Genomic DNA, 19,751 nt, shown 5'->3' on the forward strand with positions numbered 1-19,751 from the left:
CAGACGTGTCGTACCTAGGCCCGGAGTTCGATCCCCCCCAGCCGCGCCGGCCCCGGCGGGGCCCGCTGACCGTGGCGCTCGCCGCGCTGGTGCCCGGTGCGCTGCTCGGCTGGGTGGTGTACGAGGCGGTGGGCGCCGGTGCCGGGGACGGCGGTGTGCGTACGGCCTCCGCCGCTCCGGCGTCCGGCACGTCCGCCGCGCCCTCCGCGTCCGCGCACTCCGCCTCCCCTTCCGCGACGGACGACGGCAAGCGGCCCTCGGGAGGTGCCGCGTCCGGTCCGCTCGCGGGCAAGGTCGTCGTCATCGACCCCGGGCACAACCCGGGCAACTTCCAGCACGCGGCCGAGATCAACCGCAAGGTGGACATCGGCACGAACCTCAAGGAGTGCGACACCACCGGGACGTCCACCAACGACGGTTACACCGAGGCCCGGTTCACCCTGGACGTCGCGCACCGGCTGCGCGCGCTGCTGGAGAAGCAGGGCGCCACGGTGAAGCTGACCCATGACGGTGACAGCCCGGCCTGGGGGCCGTGTGTGGACCAGCGGGCCCGGATCGGCAACGACGCGCACGCCGACGCGGCCGTCTCCATCCACGCCGACGGCTCGGCCGAGGGCAACCGCGGCTTCCATGTGATCCTGCCGGGCTCGGTGCACGCCGGTGCCGCCGACACCCGCCGCATCGTCGGACCCTCGCACGACCTCGGTACCCGCATCGCCGGAAACTTCCTGCGCGACACCGATGAGCCGCCGTCCAACTACCTCGGCAACGGCACCGGTCTCGTCACGCGCACGGACCTGGGCGGTCTCAATCTGTCAACGGTTCCGAAGGTGTTCATCGAGTGCGGCAACATGCGCGATAGCAAGGACGCGGCACTGCTGACCAGCGGCGCCTGGCGGCAGAAGGCGGCGCAAGGGATCTCTGAGGGAATCGTGAGTTTCCTGCGCGCTTCGTGACCGGCGGGCGGAACCGGCCGGACAGCCGGATCTTGCGGACGGTAGTGTCTACCGACGACGAGACGACTCACTAAGGACCTGAAGTGAACATCCGCTCCCTCACTAGAGGCGACGGCGTGGTGATCGGAGCAGCGGTGTTGCTGTTCATCGCGTCGTTCCTCAAGCTCTACTCCTACTCGGTCTCCGGCTTCACCGACAGCCAGAGCGTGTGGGACAGCCTCGGGACGGGCCTCGGCACGTACATGGGGGCCGTCATCGGTGCCGCGCTGATCGTCCTCAACCGCTGTCTGCCGCAGCAGCGCAAGGTGTTGGGCCTGGACCTCGCCATGGTGGGCACGGGTTTCACGATTCTGTCCGCGTGGACCCTCTTCTGGACGCTGGTGGACGTCCCTGACCACGTCGACGCCGGCTCCGGCCTCATCCTCGGGTTCGTCGCGGCCCTCGTTCTCGCCGCCGCCGCCGTCGCGACCCCCCTGGTCCCGGCCCTCCAGGGCGCGCTGCTCCCGCCCGCCAAGCCGGTCGCCCCGCAGCCCTACGGCGCCCAGCCGCCCGGTGGTTACGGGTACCCGGGTGCGCAGCCGCAGCCGGGCCAGCCGTACGGTGCCCAGCCGCAGCCGGGTCAGCCGTTCGGGCAGCAGCCGCAGGGCGGTCCGGCGGTCGCGCAGCCGCCCGTCGCGGACTTCTCGCCGTTCTGGTTCGCGGTGCCGGTGACCCGTCCGCTGTTCGCGGAGGACGGTTCGCCCACCCCGATCGCCGAACTGGCGCCGGGCACCTGGTATCTGGCCGTCGAGCAGCGCGGTGCCGCGCTGGTCGCGCAGACCCAGGACGGCCGCCGGGGCGTGCTGCAGGACACCTCCGGCATCCAGCGCGGCTGAGCCCCGCGCGCCCTCGCACACGGCCCCTCGCCCTTCCGGGCGGGGGGCCGTTGTCGTACAGTCGCCTCCCGGCAGTGAACTGACGGAGCGTCAGGAGGCAGGCGCATGCGGCTCGGTCTCGCACTCGGCTACTGGGGACGCGGCCCGGATGCGCGTCATGTGCCGCTCGCGAGGGAGGCGGAGCGGCTCGGGTATCACTCGGTGTGGACGGCGGAGTCCTGGGGCTCGGACGCCTTCACCCCGCTGACCTGGATCGCCGCACGGACATCAAGGATCCGGCTGGGTACGGCCGTTGCCCAGATGGCCGCCCGCTCGCCGACCACCACCGCGATGCAGGCGCTCACCCTGGACCATCTCTCGGGCGGGCGGATGATGCTGGGGCTCGGGCTGTCCGGGCCGCAGGTGGTGGAGGGCTGGTACGGCCGCCCGTTCCCGGCGTCGCCGCTGACCGCGACCCGGGAGTACGTGGACGTCGTACGGCAGGTGCTGCGGCGGGAGGCGCCGGTGGCCTCCGGCGGGCGGTTCCATCCGCTGCCGTACCGGGGGCCGGACGGCACCGGGCTCGGCAGGCCGCTGAAGTCCGTCACCCATCCGCTGCGTCCGGACCTGCCCCTGCTGCTCGGCGCCGAGGGCCCGAAGAACGTGGCCCAGACCGTCCGCATCGCCGACGGCTGGCTGCCGCTGTACTGGGCGCCGAGCCGGCCGGAGGTGTACGGGGACGTGGTGCACGAGCTGCCGGAGGGGTTCGTGGTGGCTCCGATGGCCCGGGTGAAGGTGTGCGACGACGTGGCCGAGGGGCTGCTGCCCGTGAAGGCCATGCTCGGTTTCTACATCGGCGGGATGGGCCACGCCTCCCGCAACTTCCACGCCGACCTCATGGCGCGCATGGGGTACGAGAAGGAGGCCCGGCGGATCCAGGAACTGTTCCTGGCGGGGCGGCGGGAGGAGGCCGTTCTGGCCGTGCCGGACGCCTTCGCCGACGAGATCTCGCTGGTAGGGCCGCGGGAACGCATCGCCGAGCGGCTTCAGTTGTGGCGCGCCGGCCCGGTGACGGACCTGCTGGCCCTGTCACCGGACCCGCACACCCTCAGAGTGCTGGCGGAGCTGAACTCCTAGCCGCTCTTGCTGCCCTGCGAGAGCTGGGACGCCGACGGCACCTGGTTCTTGACCGGGGCGCCGGCGCTGCTGCCCGCGTCCTTGACCTTGTCGATGACGTCGTTGAAGGAGTTGGCCGCGTTCCCGTCGCCGCTGCGGAGCTTGGCCGGCAGGTTCTTCAGGCCCTCGATGGCGGCGCCCAGCGGGGCGAGCGCCTTGGACAGCGCGGGGTCGCCCTGGGCGTTGCGGACGGCCGCCTTGAGCCGGTTGTAGGTGAACGCGCCGGCCAGACCGGCCTTCACCAGGGTCATCTTGCGGCCGTGGGCGCCCTTCTTGAACTTGCCCGCCTTCCAGGGCTTCACGATCCACTGGTAGGTGGCGCCTGCGGCGAGACCGGCGTTCGCCACGAACCGGGTCTTGGCGAACTTCTGCCGTTCGGCCGAGGTGGTCGGGCTGGGGGTGGCGGCGGGGGCGGCCTGGAGCGCCGCGGCGTCCTTCGTACTGGTCTTCTCGCCGCTGCCACAGGCGGTGGAACCGGCCAGCAGGGCACAGCACAGGGTGAGCGCCACGGCTAGGCGGCGTATGGGTACGGGCACGGGGTCCTCCCGGCGTGTCCTCCCCGAGCGGTCTGCTTCCTCCGGCAGCGTCACCCGGGACGGCCGGATACGCCACTCGGCCGCCGCCGAACGGGTTTCACCGGCCGCCGCCCGGCAATCCGGAAGGTATGTTCGCTCGATATCGCAATAGTGCGAATCAGGCCGGGACGGTCATCGCGGTCGTCGCCGACATCATGGCGCTGATCCTCGGCCTGTGGATCCTGATGTATCTGCTGGACGCCAACCGCGCCAACAGCCTGGTCCAGGTCGTCCACCAGGCCGCCGCCTGGCTGGCGGGCTGGTCCCACGACCTCTTCACCTTCAACGAGGCCTGGGCCCGCGTCGTCGCCGGCTACGGCCTGGCGGCGGTGGTGTACCTGTTCGTGGGCCACGCCATCGCCAACCGGATACACCGGCGCTGAGCCCCTCGGGCTGACGACAGGGCCTAGCCGCAGCAGTCGGGGTCCAGGCCGGTCGGCAGGTGCTCCCCGCCGAAGACCGCGCACGTCGCCTCGTGCCCGCCCAGCGCGGCTACGGCGAGGAGCAGGGAGCCTGCCGTCCACGTGGTGAGTTCGCGGGGCCAGATCGCGTCGTCCTCGAAGACATAGCCCGTCCAGTACAGGCCGCTCTCCGGGTCGCGCAGGTGCTGGATGGACTGGAGGATCTCCAGGGCGCGGTCCGACTCCCCCACCGCCCACAGGGCCAGGGCGAGTTCGCTGGACTCGCCGCCGGTGACCCAGGGGTTGGGCACGACACAGCGCACGCCGGCGCCGGGTACGACGAAACGGTCCCAGGACTCTGCAATCCGGGCCCTGGCCTCCTCGCCGGTCAGCGCGCCGCCGAGGACCGGGTAGTACCAGTCCATCGAGTAGCGGTCCTTGTCGAGGAAGCGCTCGGGGTGCCGGCGGATCGCGTGCCGCAGGCCCCCCACCGCCAACTCCCAGTCGGGCTGCGGCTCTTCGCGCTGCTCGGCGATGGCGAGCGCGCAGCGCAGCGCGTGGTGGATCGAGGAGCTGCCGGTCAGCAGGGCGTCCGCGGCGGGCGTGCCGTCGTCCTCGCGGCGCCAGCCGATCTGGCCGCCGGGCTGCTGGAGGGCGAGCACCCACTCCATGGCCGCGTACACGCGGGGCCACATGCGGTCCAGGAACGTGTCGTCGCCGGTGGAGAGATAGTGGTGCCACACGCCCACGGCTATGTAGGCGACGAAGTTGGACTCGCGGGCGCGGTCGGTGACGTCGTCGTGGGCACCGTCGGCGTAGGCGGCGTACCAGGAGCCGTCCTCGTGCTGATGCCGGGCCAGCCACTCGTACGCCCGCTCGGCGGCCTCGTGCTCGCCGGCCGCGTCCAGGGCCATCGCGGCCTCGGTGTGGTCCCAGGGGTCCAGGTGATGCCCGCGGAACCACGGGATCGCGCCGTCCTCCCGCTGTGCGGCGAGGATGCCGCGGACGGTCGCGGCGGCCTGCTCGGCGGTGAGGACCCCGGGCAGGACGAGGTGTTCTGTCCGGGGAGTGGTCACTTGGCGGCCGCCTCGGCGGTCTCGTCCAGGCGGGGCAGGTGCGGCTTGGTCGCGTAGACCACGAAGCTCTTGCCGATCAGCGGGTTCAGCGCCTGCTCGGCGACCCGGGTGGCGAGGGGCTTCTTCATGATGTCCCAGACCAGCAGCTTGTGGTACGCCCGCACCGGCAGCGCCTTGTCGTTGTCAACGCCGAACGCGCACTTCAGCCACCAGTACGGCGAGTGCAGCGCGTGCGCGTGATGGCTGCCGTACGGCTTCAGGCCCGCCTCGCGGACCTTCGCCACGAGTTCGTCGGCCTTGTAGATGCGGATGTGGCCGCCCTCGACCTCGTGATAGGCGTCGGACAGCGCCCAGCAGACCTTCTCGGGGCCGTAGCGCGGCACGGTGATGGCGATGCGGCCGCCCGGCCTGAGCACCCGGACCATCTCGGCGAGCACGCCCTTGTCGTCGGGGATGTGCTCCATCACCTCGGAGATGATGATCACGTCGAAGGACTCGTCCGGGAAGGGAAGGGCGAGCGCGTCGCCCTCCATGGCCGTGGCGGTGGCGCCCTCCGGCGCCTCCCCGGCCTCCTTCATCGCCGCGAACCACTTGGCGACCTCGCGGATCTCCTCGGCGTTCTGGTCCAGGGCCACGACCTGGGCGCCGCGCCGGTAGCACTCGAAGGCGTGCCGGCCGGCCCCGCAGCCGAGGTCCAGGACACGGTCGCCCGGGGCGAGCGGGAACCGGGAGAAGTCGACGGTCAGCACGTGGCCCTGCTTTCGGAAGAGACGCCTGCAACAGTTGCCGGGGCCGCGGAAGCAACGCTGTGCGGCGCCGCGGGAGCAACACTCGGTGAGGCCGCGGAGCGGCCGGGAGTCCGGGCCGCGGTGGGGGTCCCCCCGCGCGGGCCTGTTCCAGCGTGGGTTCGGCTGGGGTCCTCGGCACGGGCGGGACCCGCAAAGCGGGCGGCGCGGGCGATGGCCTCGCGGTAGTGGGCCACCGTGCCCTCCGCGGCCCGCGCCCAGGTGAAGTGCCGCAGCACGCGCTCGCGGCCGGCGCGGCCGAGCCGCACCCGCAGCTCACGGTCCCCGAGCAGCCGGCCGAGCCCGGCGGCCAGCGCCCCCGCGTCGCCCGGCGGTACGGCCAGGCAGGTCTCGCCGTCGCGGCCGGTGACCTCGGGGATCGCGCCGCCGGTCGTGGCGAGAAGCGGGGTGCCGGTGGCCATGGCCTCGGCGGCGGGCAGCGAGAACCCCTCGTACAGCGAGGGCACGCAGGCCACCTCGGCCGAGCGGATCAGGTCGACCAGTTCGGCGTCGGAGATGCCCTTGACGAACTCGACGGCGCCTTCGAGGCCGTACCGCTCGATCGCCGCCGCGACCGGCCCATCCTCGGGGCGCTTGCCGACGACGACGAGATGGGCGGCCGGGTGCTCGGTGCGCACCTTGGCCAGCGCCTCGACCAGGAACACCAGTCCCTTGAGCGGCACATCGGCGCTGGAGGTGGTGACGATCCGGCCCGGCACCTCGGGCACGGCCGGATTCGGCGCGAACAGATCGGTGTCGGCGCCGATGTGGACCACGTGCACGCGGTCGTCGCGGACGCCGAGGTGGTCGACGATCTCCTGCTTGGAGCTGCCGGAGACGGTGAGGACGGAGGGCAGCCGGCGCGAGACGCGCTTCTGCATCCGGGTGAAGGAGTACCAGCGGCGCACCGAGTAGCGGCGCTGCCAGCCCTCGGCCGCGTCCAGCTCCAGCTGCCGGTCGACGGTGATGGGGTGGTGGATCGTGGTGACCAGGGGCGCGCCGATGTCGCCGAGGAGCCCGTACCCGAGGGTCTGGTTGTCGTGAACGACGTCGAACTCGCCGCGCCGGGCCCGCAGATGGCGGCGGGCGCGCAGGGAGAAGGTCAGCGGTTCGGGAAAGCCGCCGGTCCACATCGTGGCGACTTCCAGGGCGTCGATCCAGTCGCGGTACTCGTCCCGTCCCGGGGTGCGGAAGGGGTCGGGCTGGCGGTAGAGGTCGAGGCTGGGCAGCTCGGTGAGCGTGAGCCGGGGGTAGCCCTCGTCGAGCACGGGGTACGGCTGCGAGCCGATGACCTCGACCCGGTGGCCGAGGCGGGCCAGCTCACGGGAGAGATGCCGTACGTAGACACCCTGGCCGCCGCAGAACGGGTTCCCTTTATAGGTGAGGAGCGCGATGTCGAGCGGTCGCTCGCCGTCGGCAGCGGGGTCCTGCTCGACGCCCGCCACACGGGCCTCAGCGGTCACTCCGTGCCCCCTTCTGCCTGCACTGTCCCGCGAGACTACGTCGGGACGCTAATCTAGAACAAGTTTCAGACTTGATCGTTCAAGAGGCTCTGAATCTACCGGCAGGTAGGGGCGCTGGGAGCAGTGGATCAGGTGATTCACGCCACGGCGGACCGGCCTACCATGCTGTCTGATCACACGCCCCAACAGACGCCTTCACCGACTGTCACGGACGGGACCATGCCTGCGGAATCCAAGGTGGAAGCCAGTACGGTCCGGCCCTCCTCGGCGCCGCTCACCGAGCGCCAGGAGGCCCGCCGCCGCCGGATCCTGCACGCGAGCGCCCAGCTGGCCAGCCGGGGCGGTTTCGACGCCGTGCAGATGCGCGAGGTCGCCGAGTCCTCCCAGGTGGCACTCGGCACCCTGTACCGCTACTTCCCCTCCAAGGTCCATCTGCTGGTGGCGACGATGCAGGACCAGTTGGAGCACATGCACGGCACCCTGCGGAAGAAGCCCCCGGCCGGCGACACGGCCGCCGAGCGGGTCGCCGAGACCCTCATGCGGGCCTTCCGTGCCCTCCAGCGCGAGCCGCACCTGGCCGACGCGATGGTCCGCGCCCTGACCTTCGCCGACCGCAGCGTCTCGCCGGAGGTCGACCAGGTCTCCCGCCAGACGACCCTGATCATCCTGGACGCGATGGGTCTGGAGAACCCGACCCCCGAGCAGCTCTCGGCGGTCCGGGTCATCGAGCACACCTGGCACTCGGCCCTGATCACCTGGCTCTCCGGCCGCGCGTCCATCGCCCAGGTGAAGATAGACATCGAGACGGTGTGCCGCCTGATCGACCTGACGGAACCGGGTGCCGGGCACTGACGTGCCGGCCTCGGGGACCGGTGCCCCTACTCCTCGGGCGGGTACACCGCCTCCCCGCTCTCGGCCAGCGTGATCACGATCGCCTCCACCGGGCAGCTCTCGGCCGCCTCCAGGACGGGTTCGCCGGCGTCGGTGTCCGCCTGCACCGGGTGGGACTGGCGGGCGGAGTCCAGGCGGAAGGCGTGCGGGGCGTGATGGAGGCACTGGGCCGAGCCGATGCACACCGACCGGTCGACCTCGACGTGCCAGCGGTCGCCCATGGCCTACGCCCCCGCCGGCAGGTGGATCATCTTGTGCTCGAGGTAGGCGCCGTAGCCCTCCGGGCCGAACTCCCGCCCGAGCCCTGAGTTCTTGTAGCCGCCGAACGGGCCCAGCATGTCCAGGCTGAAGGTGTTGACCGAGTAGGTGCCGGTGCGGACCTGCCGCGCCACGTCGATGCCGTGCTCGACGTCGGCCGTCCACACGCTGCCGGACAGACCGTAGTCCGAGTCGTTGGCGATCTTCACCGCATCCTGCTCGTCGCCGTACGGCAGCAGGCAGATGACCGGTCCGAAGATCTCCTCGCGGGCGATCCGCATCGAGTTGTCCACGTCTCCGAAGAGGGTCGGTTCGACGTACCAGCCGCGGTCGAGTCCCGCCGGCCGGCCGCCGCCGGTGAGGATCTTGGCGCCCTCCTCCTGACCGATCCGGATGTAGTCGAGGTTGCGTTGCTGCTGGCGGCGGGCGACGAGCGGGCCGACCTGGGTCGCCGGGTCCAGCGGGTCGCCCACCTTCAGCGCGCCGGCCGCAGCCGCGAAGGCGTCGGCGAACTCGTCGTAGCGGGCGCGCGGGACGAGGATGCGGGTCTGGGCCACGCACGCCTGCCCGTTGTTCATCCAGGCCGCCGGGACGATCCCGGTCACCGCGGTCTGCACGTCCGCGTCCGGCAGGACGACCGCCGCCGACTTTCCGCCCAACTCCAGGGTCACGCGGGTGAGATGGCGGGCCGCGACCTCCATCACCCGCTTGCCCGCCGCGACCGAGCCGGTGAAGGAGATCTTGTCGATGCCGGGGTGCCCGACCAGGTACTCGCTGACCTCGCGGTCGGCGGGCAGGATGGAGAGGACACCCTCGGGGAGTCCGGCCTCCTGTGCGATCTCCCCCAGGAGATAGGCATCGAGCGGGGACTCCGGGGACGGCTTCAGTACGACCGTGCAGCCGGCCAGCAGCGCGGGCGCGAGCTTGGCGGCGGCGACGAACTGCGGGACGTTCCACGGGACCACGGCCGCGACCACGCCGACCGGCTCGCGGCGGACGAGGATCGGACCGAGGACACCCTCCCTGCGCTCCTCGTACGTGTAGTCCCGCGCGACCCTGATCGCGGCGTCCCACACCATCATCGCGCCGAGCGCCTGGGCGAGGACGCTCCAGGAGTACGGGGAGCCGTTCTGGGCGGAGATCACCCGGGCGATCTCCTCGTGCCGGGCCGCGATGCCGTCCTTGATGCGGGTGACGACCTCGATCCGCTCCTCCAAGGTCGCCCGCGGCCACGGCCCCTCGTCGAAGGCGCGGCGCGCGACGGCCACGGCCCGGTCCGCGTCCTGCCGGGAGGCGTGCGGCACCCGGCCGATGACCTGCTCGGTGTGCGGGGAGATCACCTCGATGACGTCCTTGCCCAGGGGCTCGGTCAACTCCCCGCCGATGAACAGCTGTCCGTGTTCCACGAGCTCGGTCATGGCCGACTGCCTCCCACCGCACCGCATGTTTCTGACGCTGTTTCAGAAACTGATATCAGGTCTGGTCGAACTAGGCCAGACCTAGCGCCGGATAGGCCCTCACCAGCGGATTTGCGGTCCTCTGCGCAGCATTCCGGGGTTCCCGTGCGGGCGTTGTTAGGGTCGGGTGGTGTTCTCCCTCCGTGAGCCCGTCTTCTTCAGCCGCCTGCGCGAGGCGCGCCGGATCCTCGTCGCCGGTGCGGGCGGGGGTTTCGACGTCTACGCCGGCTTGCCCCTGGCTCTCGCGCTGCGGTCGGCCGGTGCCGAGGTTCACCTGGCCAGCCTGTCCTTCTCCGACCTGTACGGCCTGGACCTGGACTCCTGGGTCGCGGAAGACGTCGCCGCCGTCCGCCCGGACACCCCACTGCGTGGCGACTACTTCCCCGAACGCTCCCTCGCCCGCTGGCTCCACTCGCGGGAACTGCCCGACACCGTCTACGCCTTCCCCCGCACGGGTGTCCAGCCGTTGCGCGCCGCCTACCGGGCACTGCTGGAGCATGTGGGCGGGGTGGATGCGATCGTGCTGGTGGACGGCGGGACCGACATCCTGATGCGCGGGGACGAGCACGGGCTCGGCACTCCGGAGGAGGACATGGCCAGCCTCGCGGCCGTCGCCGGGCTGGACGAGGTCCCGCAGCGACTGGTGACCTGCGTGGGCTTCGGTGTGGACGCCTATCACGGTGTCAACCACTCTCTGGTGCTGGAGAACCTGGCTCGCCTGGACCGCGCCGGAGGCTATCTGGGTGCGTTTTCGCTGCCCCGCGAAAGCCCTGAGGGGGCCGCCTACCTCGACGCGGTGGCCGATGCCCAGCGCTGTCACGCGAGTCATCCGAGCATCGTGCACGGGTCCGTCGCCGCCGCGGTGCGGGGGGAGTTCGGTGACGTGAGGTTCACCGAGCGCACCCGCGGCAGCGAACTGTTCGTCAACCCGCTGATGGCTCTGTACTTCTGTGTCGACCTGCCGGTCCTGGCGCGCGCGAACCTCTACCTCGGCCGGCTGGAGGACACGGTTCTGATGCGCCAGATCAGCTCCGCCATCGCCGCCTTCCGCGAGGAACTGCCCAGGCAGCGGCCACCGCGGGCATTCCCGCACTGAGCCCGGCGGCAGCACGAAGGCTCCTTGTACCGATGAGCGAGGTTCCGATCCTTTCGCACAGCGGCACAGGAGCCCTACATGTCCTTCATGGAGTTCAGTCCGTCGGCCCGAACGGTCCAAAGCGGGAGGGCGTCATGGAGTTCCCCTCATCTTCGTGCCATTGACAGTGGGTCGCATGGACATGGCCAACCCCGCCGTTGACGATGAACCATTTTCCTCGCGGGCTCTCGATCTCCACCCCCGGCATGGCGAACTGATCGTCCTCGTGCACCTCGAACCGGTCGAAATCCGTAGGAACGTGCATGAAGTTGACGTTCGAGAAGAGCACATCCACTCGAGTCGGGGAGTACTCGGTGAGGCTGCGCAGGAGCAGCCGCTGATAGCTTACCGAGTAGTGCCATACCCGAAACCTGCGTTCCCATCGGGCAGAAGGCATTTCAAGAACCCCCTAGGTATTTGGATCCCGAAAAGACTTCGTCGGTGACATCTTTTCCTCCGAGGTAGAAGGTGAGCCTGTTCCGGGGCAGCTCACCTACAGGTCCCGCTGGATCTGATCCGCGTTCGGATAGGCGTAGCCCTCCACCGCGGACGGCGGTGTGGCCCCGGCAGTTCCCCCTGTCGGCTGCGGGTCGGCGGACGCGAGCATCGGCGTGCCCGCCAGCGCCAGAACGGCAGCAACCCCCGCGACGGGGAGCATCCTGCGCATACGAGGAGTCACCCGAATTCCTTTCCAGGCCCGGGTGACGGCATGACGAAATAACATCTGCAGCCCCCCGTGCACACAGACGTAAAGCAAAAATAAGTGGTCGAGTGCGACGCTAATGCGGTGCGAGAAACGAAGGCAACGTGACTATGTTCACGAGCTGTTCACGGAACCTCGGCAGATGAATCACAGTTACGCGATCATGTGAACCGCGGGCCACTCGGGGGCACTTGGAGCTACCTGACGTACCATCAGTTGCCGTTGGCAGTTGTGAGGGGCGGAGGGCCGATGGTGACGACGTTCGAGCACGGCGGGGGCGTACGGTCCGTGGCGGTGCCCATCCCGGACAACCCCCTCGGTCACACGCTGGTCTACGTCGTGGCCACCGACCGCGGCCCGGTGCTGGTCGACACCGGGTGGGACGATCCGGCGTCCTGGGACACGCTCGTGGCGGGACTGGCCGCGTGCGGTACGGCGGTGGCGGAGGTGTACGGCGTCGTCATCACGCACCACCACCCGGACCACCACGGCCTGTCGGCCAGGGTGCGCGAGGCCTCCGGTGCCTGGGTGGCGATGCACGCCGCCGACGCCGCGGTCGTACGGCGCACCCGGGAGGCCCGGCCCGAGCACTGGTTCAGCTACATGAATGCCAAGCTCGCGGCGGCCGGCGCGCCCGAGGAACACCTGGCGCCGCTGCGAGCTCCGCGCAGCCCCCGCACCCTGCCCGGCCTCTCCCCCGCCCTCCCGGACCGGGAGATCGTCCCCGGCGAACTCCTCGACCTGCCCGGCCGCAGACTGCGCGCGATCTGGACCCCCGGCCACACACCGGGCCACGTCTGCCTGCACTTGGAGGAGCAGCATCCCGACCACCGACTTCCGGGTCATGGGCGACTGTTCAGCGGTGACCACCTCCTCCCCCGGATCACCCCGCACATCGGCCTGTACGAGGATCCCGACGACGCGACCGTCACCGACCCCCTCGGCGACTACCTCGACTCCCTGGAGCGGGTCGGCCGCCTCGCACCCGCCGAGGTCCTCCCCGCACACCAGCACGCCTTCACCGACGCACCAGGCCGGGTAAGGGAGTTGCTCGCGCACCACGAGGAGCGGCTGGCCGGCCTGCTCGCCCTGCTCGCCGAGCCGCTCACGCCCTGGCAGCTGGCCGAGCGCATGGAGTGGAACCGCCCCTGGGCGGAGATCGGTTACGGCTCCCGGAACATCGCCGTCTCGGAGGCCGAGTCCCATCTGCGCCGCCTGGTGAAACAGGGCCGGGCGGAGCCGGTGGCGGGGAGCGAGCCGGTGGCCTACGTGGCGGTGTGACCGGTGGCTCACGTTGGTCCCGCCGGGAGACGGGCGCCGGGTCCAGGGCCGACGGGCCCTGCGCGCCCACTTCGGCTCCCGCCCCAGTCACGGTCGTGACCCTGGTCACCGCATCCCCGTGTGCACAGCCACTCCTCAGCCCGCCCGGGGCGGCCGGTAAAGTGGCGGGGTCGTCATCACACCCGTTCGGGGGGAAGCCGGTGCAATTCCGGCGCTGACCCGCAACCGTGAATCGTTCGTCATCGAACGGTGAGCCGGAACGCCCCGGGCGGGACGTTGACCGGCTCGCGTGCGTCGGTGGTCCGCCGCGCACGGCACCGTCGAGGTTTACGGAGCCGAGCCGCCCGGGGTGTCTCCCGTGCGCTGCCCGGCTCCCCGCAGGAGAGGCAGTCGCCGACCATGAACGTCCGCCGCAGTGCCGCGGCTCTCGCCGCCATAGGCGTGCTGGCCGCCGCCGCGCCCGCCACGGCCGCCGGCCAGTCCCCGTCCCCCTCTCCGAAGGTCGCGATCCCGTCCGGGCTGTACGGAAAGTCCGACCCGACCTACGACGGCGTGTGGCGCCAGTCGCTGACGCTCATCGCCCAGCGGACCCTCGGCTACCGGCCGGCGGCGAAGGCCGTGGACTGGCTCACCGGCCAGCAGTGCGCGAACGGCGCCTTCCCGGCGTTCCGCGGCGCCCCCGCCAAGGCCTGCGACGCCAAGGTCATGGTGGACACCAACAACACGGCCGCCGCCGTCCAGGCCCTGAAGGCGGTCGGCGGGCACGACGATGCCGTCGCCAAGGCGGTGGCCTGGCTGAAGTCCGTACAGAACAAGGACGGCGGCTGGGGCTACTCGCCGGGCGGGGAGAGTGACACCAACTCCACCTCCGTCGTCATCGGCGCGCTCGCGGCGGTGGGTACGGATCCGGCGAGCGTCGGCAAGGCGGGCAAGTCCCCCTACGACCTCCTCGCCGCCATGTCCCTCCCCTGCGACCAGGACGGCGGCGGCGCCCTCGCCTTCCAGCCGGACAAGAAGGGCAAGCTGGCCGCCAACGCGGACGCCACGGCGGCCGGGGTGCTCGGCGCCCTCGGCAAGGGGTTCGTGGCGACGGCCGCCAAGGCGCCCGCGCAGGACGCGTGCGCCAAGGCCGCCCGTCCGGCGCAGGTCGCCGACAACGCCGGTGCCTATCTGGCCGCGGCCGTCGGCAAGACCGGGCACCTGCAGTCCGCCCTCCCCGGCGCCAAGGACCAGCCGGACTTCGGCAACACGGTGGACACGGTCGTCGCCCTCGCCGCGGACGGCCGGACCGAGCAGGCCAAGAAGGCGTACGGCTGGCTGGAGAAGAACGCCGGGCAGTGGGCGGTGCAGAGCGGTCCGGCGGCGTACGCCCAGCTGATCCTCGCCGCGCACGCGGTCGGCGCGCAGCCCGGTGACTTCGGCGGCACCAGCCTCGTCCGGTCCCTCAACGAGCTGGGCCCGGCCCCGGCCATGGACTCCGCCGCGCACGAGACCAAGAAGGCCGAGAAGTCGGAGAAGTCCGACAGCGGCTCGGGCTTCGGTGTCTGGTGGTTCGTCGGCGTCTGCCTCGTCGCGGGCATCGGCATCGGCTTCCTGCTCAGCGGCCGGAAGAAGCGGCAGCCGTGAGGGCCGTCCGCCGCGCCGCGAGCCTGCTGTGCGCCGCGCTGGTCCTGCTGGCCGGGGCGGGTCAGGCGCACGCCACCGGATACCGCTACTGGTCCTTCTGGGAGCGGTCCGGCGGGCGCTGGACGTATGCCACGCAGGGCCCCTCGACCGCCCGTCCCGACGACGGTGCCGTGGAGGGCTTCCGGTTCGCGGTGAGCGCGGACTCGGCGGACGCGAGCCGACCGCGCGGGGCGGCGGACTTCGGCACGATCTGTTCGGGCACACCCGCAAAGTCCGGTACGAAGCGGGTGGCTCTCGTTCTCGACTTCGGCACCCCCGCCGACGCGTCGTCCGGCGAGCTGCCGCCTGCCCGCCGCACGGCGTGCGCGCGGGTCCCGGCCGACGCGACGACCGCGGACGCCCTGGCGGCCGTCGCCCCGCCCCTGCGCTACGACACCAACGCCCTGCTGTGCGCGATCGCGGGGTACCCGAAGAAGGGGTGCGGGGAGCAGGTTTCGGCGGCGGCCACGGGCAAGAGGGCCCCGGCGACGACCGGCAGTTCGGACAGCGGGCCGTCCCTGGGGTTGCCGATCGGCGTGGGGGCGGTCGTCCTCCTGGGAGGCGCGGCGATGTGGCGGTTCCGACGGCGACGCGATGACTCCGTCTGACTGCGGCCCGGTGGGGGCCGGTCGTACCCACGCGGCAGAGCCGCATATCGACACGGCCCGCGCCGCTGTCCACCCCGGTGCCTGGTGGCTCTGGGCGCTGAGTCTCGGTACCGCCGCCACCCGCACCACCAACCCCCTCCTGCTCGCCCTCCTCGTATCCGCCTCCGCCTACGTCGTGGCGACGCACCGCGGCAACACCGGCACCCCCACCGCCCACGCCTACACCGCCTTCGCCAAGCTCGCACTCGCCGTCCTCCTCATCCGCCTCCTCTTCGCGGTGGCCCTGGGCTCTCCCATCCCGGGCACCCACACCCTCCTCACGCTCCCCGAAGTCCCCCTCCCGCACTGGGCACAGGGCATCCGCCTGGGCGGCAGGGTCACGGCGGAGGCGCTCGTCTTCGCCGCCTACGACGGGCTCAAGCTCGCCACCCTCCTGATCTGCGTCGGCGCGGCGAACGCCCTAGCGAGCCCCGCCCGCCTCCTCAAGTCCCTCCCCGGCGCCCTGTACGAGACCGGCGTCGCCGTGGTCGTCGCGCTCACCTTCGCCCCGCATCTCATCGCCGACGTCCAGCGCCTGCGTGCCGCCCGCCGGCTGCGCGGCCGCCCGGACCGGGGTCTGCGGGGCCTGCTCCAGGTCGGACTGCCGGTGCTGGAGGGCGCGTTGGAGCGCTCGGTCGCACTCGCCGCCGCGATGGAGGCCCGCGGCTACGGCCGTACCGTCGAGGTCCCCGCCCGCGTCCGCCGTACGACGGCCGCGCTCACCCTCGGCGGCCTGCTCGGCGTGTGCGCGGGGACGTACGGGCTGCTCACCGCGGAGGGCGGCACCTACGGCGTCCCCCTGCTCCTCACCGGTGTCGTCGCCGCCCTCGCGGGGCTGCGCCTCGGCGGCCGGCGTTCACCGCGCACCCGGTACCGCCCGGACCCGTGGGACGTACGCGCCTGGCTGGTGACCGGCTCCGGCGCCACGGTCGCCGCGCTGCTCGGCGTGGCCGCCGCCCGCGACCCGGAGGCGCTGCACCCGGGCGTCGTCCCCCTGGTCGCCCCCGGCCTCCCCCTGTGGCCCGCCGCGGCGGTCCTCCTCGCCCTCCTGCCCGCCTTCGTCGTCCCCAAGGAACCGTCGTGATCCGCTTCGAGGATGTCAGCGTGACGTACGACGGTGCGGCCGGACCCTCCGTCCAGGGCGTCGACTTCGAGGTGCCGGAGGGCGAACTGGTGCTGCTCGTGGGCCCGTCCGGGGTCGGCAAGTCGACCGTGCTCGGCGCGGTGAGCGGTCTCGTGCCGCACTTCACCGGCGGCACCCTGCGCGGCCGCGTCACGGTGGCGGGCCGGGACACCCGTACCCACAAGCCGCGTGAACTCGCCGACGTGGTCGGCACGGTGGGCCAGGACCCGCTCGCCCACTTCGTGACCGACACCGTGGAGGACGAACTCGCCTACGGAATGGAGTCGTTGGGTCTCGCCCCGGAGGTCATGCGGCGCCGGGTCGAGGAGACCCTGGACCTGCTGGGCCTGGCCGGACTGCGCGACCGCCCGATCGCCACCCTCTCCGGTGGTCAGCGGCAGCGGGTCGCGATCGGCTCGGTCCTCACCCCGCACCCGCGGGTACTGGTCCTGGACGAGCCGACCTCGGCCCTGGACCCGGCCGCGGCGGAGGAGGTCCTCGCGGTGCTCCAGCGCCTGGTGCACGACCTCGGTACGACGATCCTGATGGCCGAACACCGCCTGGAACGCGTGATCCACTACGCCGACCGCATGGTCCTGCTGCCCGCCCCCGGCGAACCCCCGCTCACCGGCACGCCGGCCGAGGTGATGGCGGTGTCCCCGGTCCGCCCCCCGGTCGTGGCCCTGGGCCACCTGGCGGGCTGGTCTCCCCTGCCCTTGACCGTCCGAGACGCCCGCCGCCAAGCCGGTCCCCTGCGAGAACGCCTGGCCGCAGCCGCCGCCGCGGGTACTCGTGGGACCGCGGCCGCGGGTGCGTCTGGGCTGGTCGCGCAGTTCCCCGCGCAGTTCCCACCTCCGGCCGGCACCAGCGCAGGGCGCCGTTCCTGGTTCCGTCGCCGCCCGACCCCCGCCCCAGGGCCCCGGCAACCGCACATCGCCGAGGTCCGCTCCCTCTCCGTCCGCCGCGCCCGCGTCGACGCCCTCCGGCACATCGACCTCACCGTCACCACCGGCGAAACCATCGCCCTCATGGGCCGCAACGGCGCCGGAAAGTCCACCCTGCTCGGCTCCCTCGTCGGCCTGGTGGCGCCCAGCGCCGGAAGCATCCGGGTCGGCGGAGCCGAACCCCACCGCACCGCACCCCCCGACCTCGTACGCCGCGTCGGCCTGGTCCCCCAGGATCCGCGGGACCTGCTCTACGCCGACACGGTCGCCGACGAGTGCGCCGCGGCCGACCGGGACGCCGCCGCCCGGCCCGGGACCTGCCGGGCCCTCGTGGCCGAGCTGTTGCCGGGGATCACGGACGACACCCACCCCCGCGACCTGTCCGAGGGGCAGTGCCTGGCGCTCGCCCTGGCCGTCGTGCTGACCGCCCGGCCGCCACTCCTCCTGCTGGACGAGCCGACCCGCGGCCTGGACTACGCGGCCAAGGCCCGCCTGGTGACCGTACTGCGCGGCCTCGCCGCCGAGGGGCACGCGATCGTGCTGGCCACGCATGACGTGGAGCTGGCGGCCGAGATCGCGCACCGGGTGGTGCTGCTCGCGGAGGGCGAGGTCATTGCCGACGGGCCGACCGCGCACATCGTCGTCTCCTCGCCGTCCTTCGCCCCGCAGGTGACGAAGATCCTCGCCCCGCAGCAGTGGCTCACCGTGGCCGAAGTCCGCGAGGCCCTCGCATGAGCGCAACGAGCCCGATGAGCCCGCTGCGCCCCGCGCGCCTCCACGCCATCCGTCTCGGGCCCCGCTCGCTCGCCGCACTAGCCCTCGTCAGCGCGGTCGGTGTGGTCGCCTTCGGCTGGCCCTTCCTCGCTCCGCCCACCTCGCAGCTGAGCGCCCACGCCCAGGACGCGCCCTGGCTCTTCGCGGGACTGCTCATCCTCCTGGTCGCGGTCGTGGCAGCGACGATCTCGGAGTCGGATCTCGGACCCAAGGCCGTGGCCATGCTGGGCGTGCTGGCCGCGACGGGGGCCGCGCTGCGGCCGATCGGCGCGGGTACGGCGGGGATCGAGCCGATGTTCTTCCTGATGGTGCTCAGCGGCCGGGTACTGGGCCCCGGCTTCGGCTTCACGCTGGGCTCGGTGACGATGTTCGCGTCCGCCCTGCTCACGGGCGGGGTCGGACCCTGGCTGCCGTTCCAGATGCTGTCGATGGGGTGGTTCACGATGGGCGCGGGACTGCTCCCGGGCCCGGTCCGGCTGCGCGGCCGGACCGAGCTGCTGCTCCTCGCGGTCTACGGCTTTCTCGCCGCCTTCGCCTACGGCACGGTCATGAACCTGGCCGGCTGGCCGTTCATGGGAGCCGCCGCCTCGGACATCTCCTTCGACGCCCGTGCCTCCGTCCCCGCCAACCTGGCCCGTTTCGTGGCCTACTGCCTGGCCACCTCGCTCGGCTGGGACCTGGGCCGGGCCCTGTGCACGGTGGCGCTGACCCTCGTCCTCGGCCCGGCCGTGCTGCGCGCGCTGCGCCGGGCCACTCGGCGGGCCGCCTTCGAGACCGCGGTCACATTCGACGGCCCGGAACGCTCACCTGACGGATCCGGCGCTTCACCCAGCGCGAGCGAGACCGTGAAGCACCCCACATGACGCAGGTCACCTACGATTCGGGGCCGTAGTACCAGATGTCCGATACGCCCCTTCGGGCACCCTCGCTGACCTGCACTTTGCGACCCACGTCACAGAGTCGACCTTTACCGCCCATCCGGTCACAACTAGTAAAAGGGGTCATTGCGGACGGCTTTTCGGGCTGCTTCTCTGGACGACGTCGCCAGGCGCCACAAGCCCACCGGGCCGAGGCGCCGACGCATGCGGCCACATCGCGTGGCCCGTCCCATGCGGGCGATCCCCTGTCCCCGACGCAAGAGGTACTCCGTGACCGTCTCCTTCATCCGCCGCATCGCTTCCCCGAAGAAGGCCCTCACCGTTGCCGCCGTGGCCACCGCCACCGCCGGCATGGCACTGTCCGCGGCGCCCGCCCAGGCCGCCTCGCACTCGGCCTCCTCCGCTCAGGCGATCGCGCACAAGATGATCCCGGACGCCGCGCAGTTCAACGCGTTCAGCAAGATCGTCTCGCATGAGAGCGGTTGGAACCCGTCGGCCACCAACAGCTCCTCCGGCGCCTACGGCCTGGTCCAGGCCCTGCCCGGGTCCAAGATGGCCTCCGCCGGTTCCGACTGGAAGACCAACCCGGCCACCCAGATCAAGTGGGGCCTGGACTACATGAAGTCCCGCTACGGCAGCCCCGTGAACGCCTGGAAGTTCTGGCAGGCCAACGGCTGGTACTGAGCCACCCGCAACGCGGCAAAGAGCC

The 19,751-nt window shown here is 71.9% G+C and carries 21 protein-coding genes and 1 riboswitch; of the genes, 13 read left to right on the top strand and 8 right to left on the bottom strand.

Translation table 11 applies throughout. From position 1 onward, the window contains the following. Positions 1-5: 5 nt before the first annotated feature. The 3 genes from ACZ5NH_RS09180 to ACZ5NH_RS09190 all read left to right on the top strand — a co-directional run bounded on the left by ACZ5NH_RS09180 (position 6) and on the right by ACZ5NH_RS09190 (position 2,947). Positions 6-956 (top strand): N-acetylmuramoyl-L-alanine amidase, encoded by a 951-nt coding sequence (locus tag ACZ5NH_RS09180; protein ID WP_468773771.1) that lies wholly within the window; start codon positions 6-8, stop codon positions 954-956. Positions 957-1,072: 116 nt separating this feature from the next. Continuing rightward, the gene (locus tag ACZ5NH_RS09185) at positions 1,073-1,831 is read left to right on the top strand and encodes a hypothetical protein (protein WP_468773773.1); all 759 of its coding nucleotides are present in this window, start codon (positions 1,073-1,075) and stop codon (positions 1,829-1,831) included. Between the two features lie 105 nt (positions 1,832-1,936). Continuing rightward, positions 1,937-2,947: an LLM class F420-dependent oxidoreductase gene (locus tag ACZ5NH_RS09190; protein WP_468773775.1), complete on the top strand. Its 1,011-nt coding sequence runs from the start codon at positions 1,937-1,939 to the stop codon at positions 2,945-2,947. On the opposite strand, the gene ACZ5NH_RS09195 is transcribed toward ACZ5NH_RS09190, so the two are convergent. Further along, on the bottom strand, positions 2,944-3,522 hold the full coding sequence (locus ACZ5NH_RS09195) for a hypothetical protein (RefSeq protein WP_388621834.1): 579 nt from the start codon (positions 3,520-3,522) through the stop codon (positions 2,944-2,946). The genes ACZ5NH_RS09190 and ACZ5NH_RS09195 overlap by 4 nt on opposite strands. 128 nt (positions 3,523-3,650) lie before the next feature. Here ACZ5NH_RS09195 and ACZ5NH_RS09200 point away from each other — a divergent pair, with 128 nt between their 5' ends. Beyond that, positions 3,651-3,944: a hypothetical protein gene (locus tag ACZ5NH_RS09200; RefSeq protein WP_468773778.1), complete on the top strand. Its 294-nt coding sequence runs from the start codon at positions 3,651-3,653 to the stop codon at positions 3,942-3,944. 23 nt (positions 3,945-3,967) lie between these two features. Here ACZ5NH_RS09200 and ACZ5NH_RS09205 read toward each other — a convergent pair whose 3' ends face one another. From ACZ5NH_RS09205 to ACZ5NH_RS09215, 3 genes are read right to left on the bottom strand one after another with little or no spacing between them, the layout of a single operon-like run. Further along, the gene (locus ACZ5NH_RS09205; RefSeq protein WP_451553540.1) at positions 3,968-5,038 is read right to left on the bottom strand and encodes a prenyltransferase/squalene oxidase repeat-containing protein; all 1,071 of its coding nucleotides are present in this window, start codon (positions 5,036-5,038) and stop codon (positions 3,968-3,970) included. Beyond that, positions 5,035-5,787 (bottom strand): class I SAM-dependent methyltransferase, encoded by a 753-nt coding sequence (locus ACZ5NH_RS09210; protein ID WP_388621839.1) that lies wholly within the window; start codon positions 5,785-5,787, stop codon positions 5,035-5,037. The genes ACZ5NH_RS09205 and ACZ5NH_RS09210 overlap by 4 nt, the downstream gene beginning before the upstream one ends. Further along, the gene (locus ACZ5NH_RS09215) at positions 5,781-7,286 is read right to left on the bottom strand and encodes a glycosyltransferase family 4 protein (RefSeq protein WP_468773781.1); all 1,506 of its coding nucleotides are present in this window, start codon (positions 7,284-7,286) and stop codon (positions 5,781-5,783) included. The genes ACZ5NH_RS09210 and ACZ5NH_RS09215 overlap by 7 nt, the downstream gene beginning before the upstream one ends. Positions 7,287-7,505: 219 nt before the next feature. On the opposite strand from ACZ5NH_RS09215, the gene ACZ5NH_RS09220 reads away from it, so the two are divergent. After that, on the top strand, positions 7,506-8,138 hold the full coding sequence (locus ACZ5NH_RS09220) for a TetR family transcriptional regulator (RefSeq protein ID WP_450980908.1): 633 nt from the start codon (positions 7,506-7,508) through the stop codon (positions 8,136-8,138). Positions 8,139-8,164: 26 nt separating this feature from the next. Here the strand turns inward: ACZ5NH_RS09220 and ACZ5NH_RS09225 are convergent, their stop codons facing one another. Together ACZ5NH_RS09225 and ACZ5NH_RS09230 are read right to left on the bottom strand one after the other, a co-directional pair. Continuing rightward, positions 8,165-8,398 (bottom strand): ferredoxin, encoded by a 234-nt coding sequence (locus ACZ5NH_RS09225; RefSeq protein ID WP_388621845.1) that lies wholly within the window; start codon positions 8,396-8,398, stop codon positions 8,165-8,167. A gap of 3 nt (positions 8,399-8,401) precedes the next feature. Further along, on the bottom strand, positions 8,402-9,853 hold the full coding sequence (locus ACZ5NH_RS09230; protein WP_468773784.1) for an aldehyde dehydrogenase: 1,452 nt from the start codon (positions 9,851-9,853) through the stop codon (positions 8,402-8,404). A 169-nt stretch (positions 9,854-10,022) separates the two neighbouring features. Here ACZ5NH_RS09230 and ACZ5NH_RS09235 point away from each other — a divergent pair, with 169 nt between their 5' ends. Next, a complete protein-coding gene (locus tag ACZ5NH_RS09235) occupies positions 10,023-10,988 on the top strand; it encodes a DUF1152 domain-containing protein (RefSeq protein ID WP_468773786.1) in 966 nt (321 codons plus the stop codon). A 94-nt stretch (positions 10,989-11,082) separates the two neighbouring features. Here ACZ5NH_RS09235 and ACZ5NH_RS09240 read toward each other — a convergent pair whose 3' ends face one another. Both ACZ5NH_RS09240 and ACZ5NH_RS09245 read right to left on the bottom strand, forming a co-directional pair. Continuing rightward, positions 11,083-11,424, bottom strand: coding sequence for a hypothetical protein (locus ACZ5NH_RS09240; RefSeq protein WP_468773788.1), 342 nt, complete (start codon positions 11,422-11,424; stop codon positions 11,083-11,085). Positions 11,425-11,520: 96 nt separating this feature from the next. Further along, on the bottom strand, positions 11,521-11,706 hold the full coding sequence (locus ACZ5NH_RS09245; protein ID WP_468773790.1) for a hypothetical protein: 186 nt from the start codon (positions 11,704-11,706) through the stop codon (positions 11,521-11,523). A 273-nt stretch (positions 11,707-11,979) separates the two neighbouring features. Between ACZ5NH_RS09245 and ACZ5NH_RS09250 the strand changes: the two genes are divergently transcribed. From ACZ5NH_RS09250 to ACZ5NH_RS09280, 7 genes are all read left to right on the top strand, one after another. Beyond that, positions 11,980-13,011: an MBL fold metallo-hydrolase gene (locus tag ACZ5NH_RS09250; protein WP_468773792.1), complete on the top strand. Its 1,032-nt coding sequence runs from the start codon at positions 11,980-11,982 to the stop codon at positions 13,009-13,011. Between the two features lie 130 nt (positions 13,012-13,141). Continuing rightward, a riboswitch (cobalamin riboswitch) is annotated at positions 13,142-13,292 on the top strand. A gap of 118 nt (positions 13,293-13,410) precedes the next feature. Beyond that, positions 13,411-14,637 (top strand): prenyltransferase/squalene oxidase repeat-containing protein, encoded by a 1,227-nt coding sequence (locus ACZ5NH_RS09255; protein ID WP_468773794.1) that lies wholly within the window; start codon positions 13,411-13,413, stop codon positions 14,635-14,637. Then, positions 14,634-15,284 (top strand): SCO2322 family protein, encoded by a 651-nt coding sequence (locus tag ACZ5NH_RS09260; protein WP_468773796.1) that lies wholly within the window; start codon positions 14,634-14,636, stop codon positions 15,282-15,284. Before ACZ5NH_RS09255 ends, ACZ5NH_RS09260 begins: the two co-directional genes overlap by 4 nt. Continuing rightward, entirely contained in the window at positions 15,271-16,407 is a 1,137-nt protein-coding gene (locus ACZ5NH_RS09265) for an energy-coupling factor transporter transmembrane component T (protein WP_468773798.1), read from the top strand. Before ACZ5NH_RS09260 ends, ACZ5NH_RS09265 begins: the two co-directional genes overlap by 14 nt. After that, on the top strand, positions 16,404-18,125 hold the full coding sequence (locus ACZ5NH_RS09270) for an ABC transporter ATP-binding protein (RefSeq protein WP_468773800.1): 1,722 nt from the start codon (positions 16,404-16,406) through the stop codon (positions 18,123-18,125). Before ACZ5NH_RS09265 ends, ACZ5NH_RS09270 begins: the two co-directional genes overlap by 4 nt. Further along, positions 18,122-19,027 carry an ECF transporter S component gene (locus ACZ5NH_RS09275; protein WP_451551920.1) on the top strand — a complete coding sequence of 302 codons (906 nt, stop codon included), beginning with the start codon at positions 18,122-18,124 and terminating at the stop codon, positions 19,025-19,027. Before ACZ5NH_RS09270 ends, ACZ5NH_RS09275 begins: the two co-directional genes overlap by 4 nt. A gap of 285 nt (positions 19,028-19,312) precedes the next feature. Then, positions 19,313-19,726, top strand: coding sequence for an aggregation-promoting factor C-terminal-like domain-containing protein (locus ACZ5NH_RS09280; RefSeq protein ID WP_451551921.1), 414 nt, complete (start codon positions 19,313-19,315; stop codon positions 19,724-19,726). The last annotated feature ends 25 nt before the right edge of the window (positions 19,727-19,751 follow it).

Source organism: Streptomyces sp. NPDC031426, assembly GCF_055581585.1.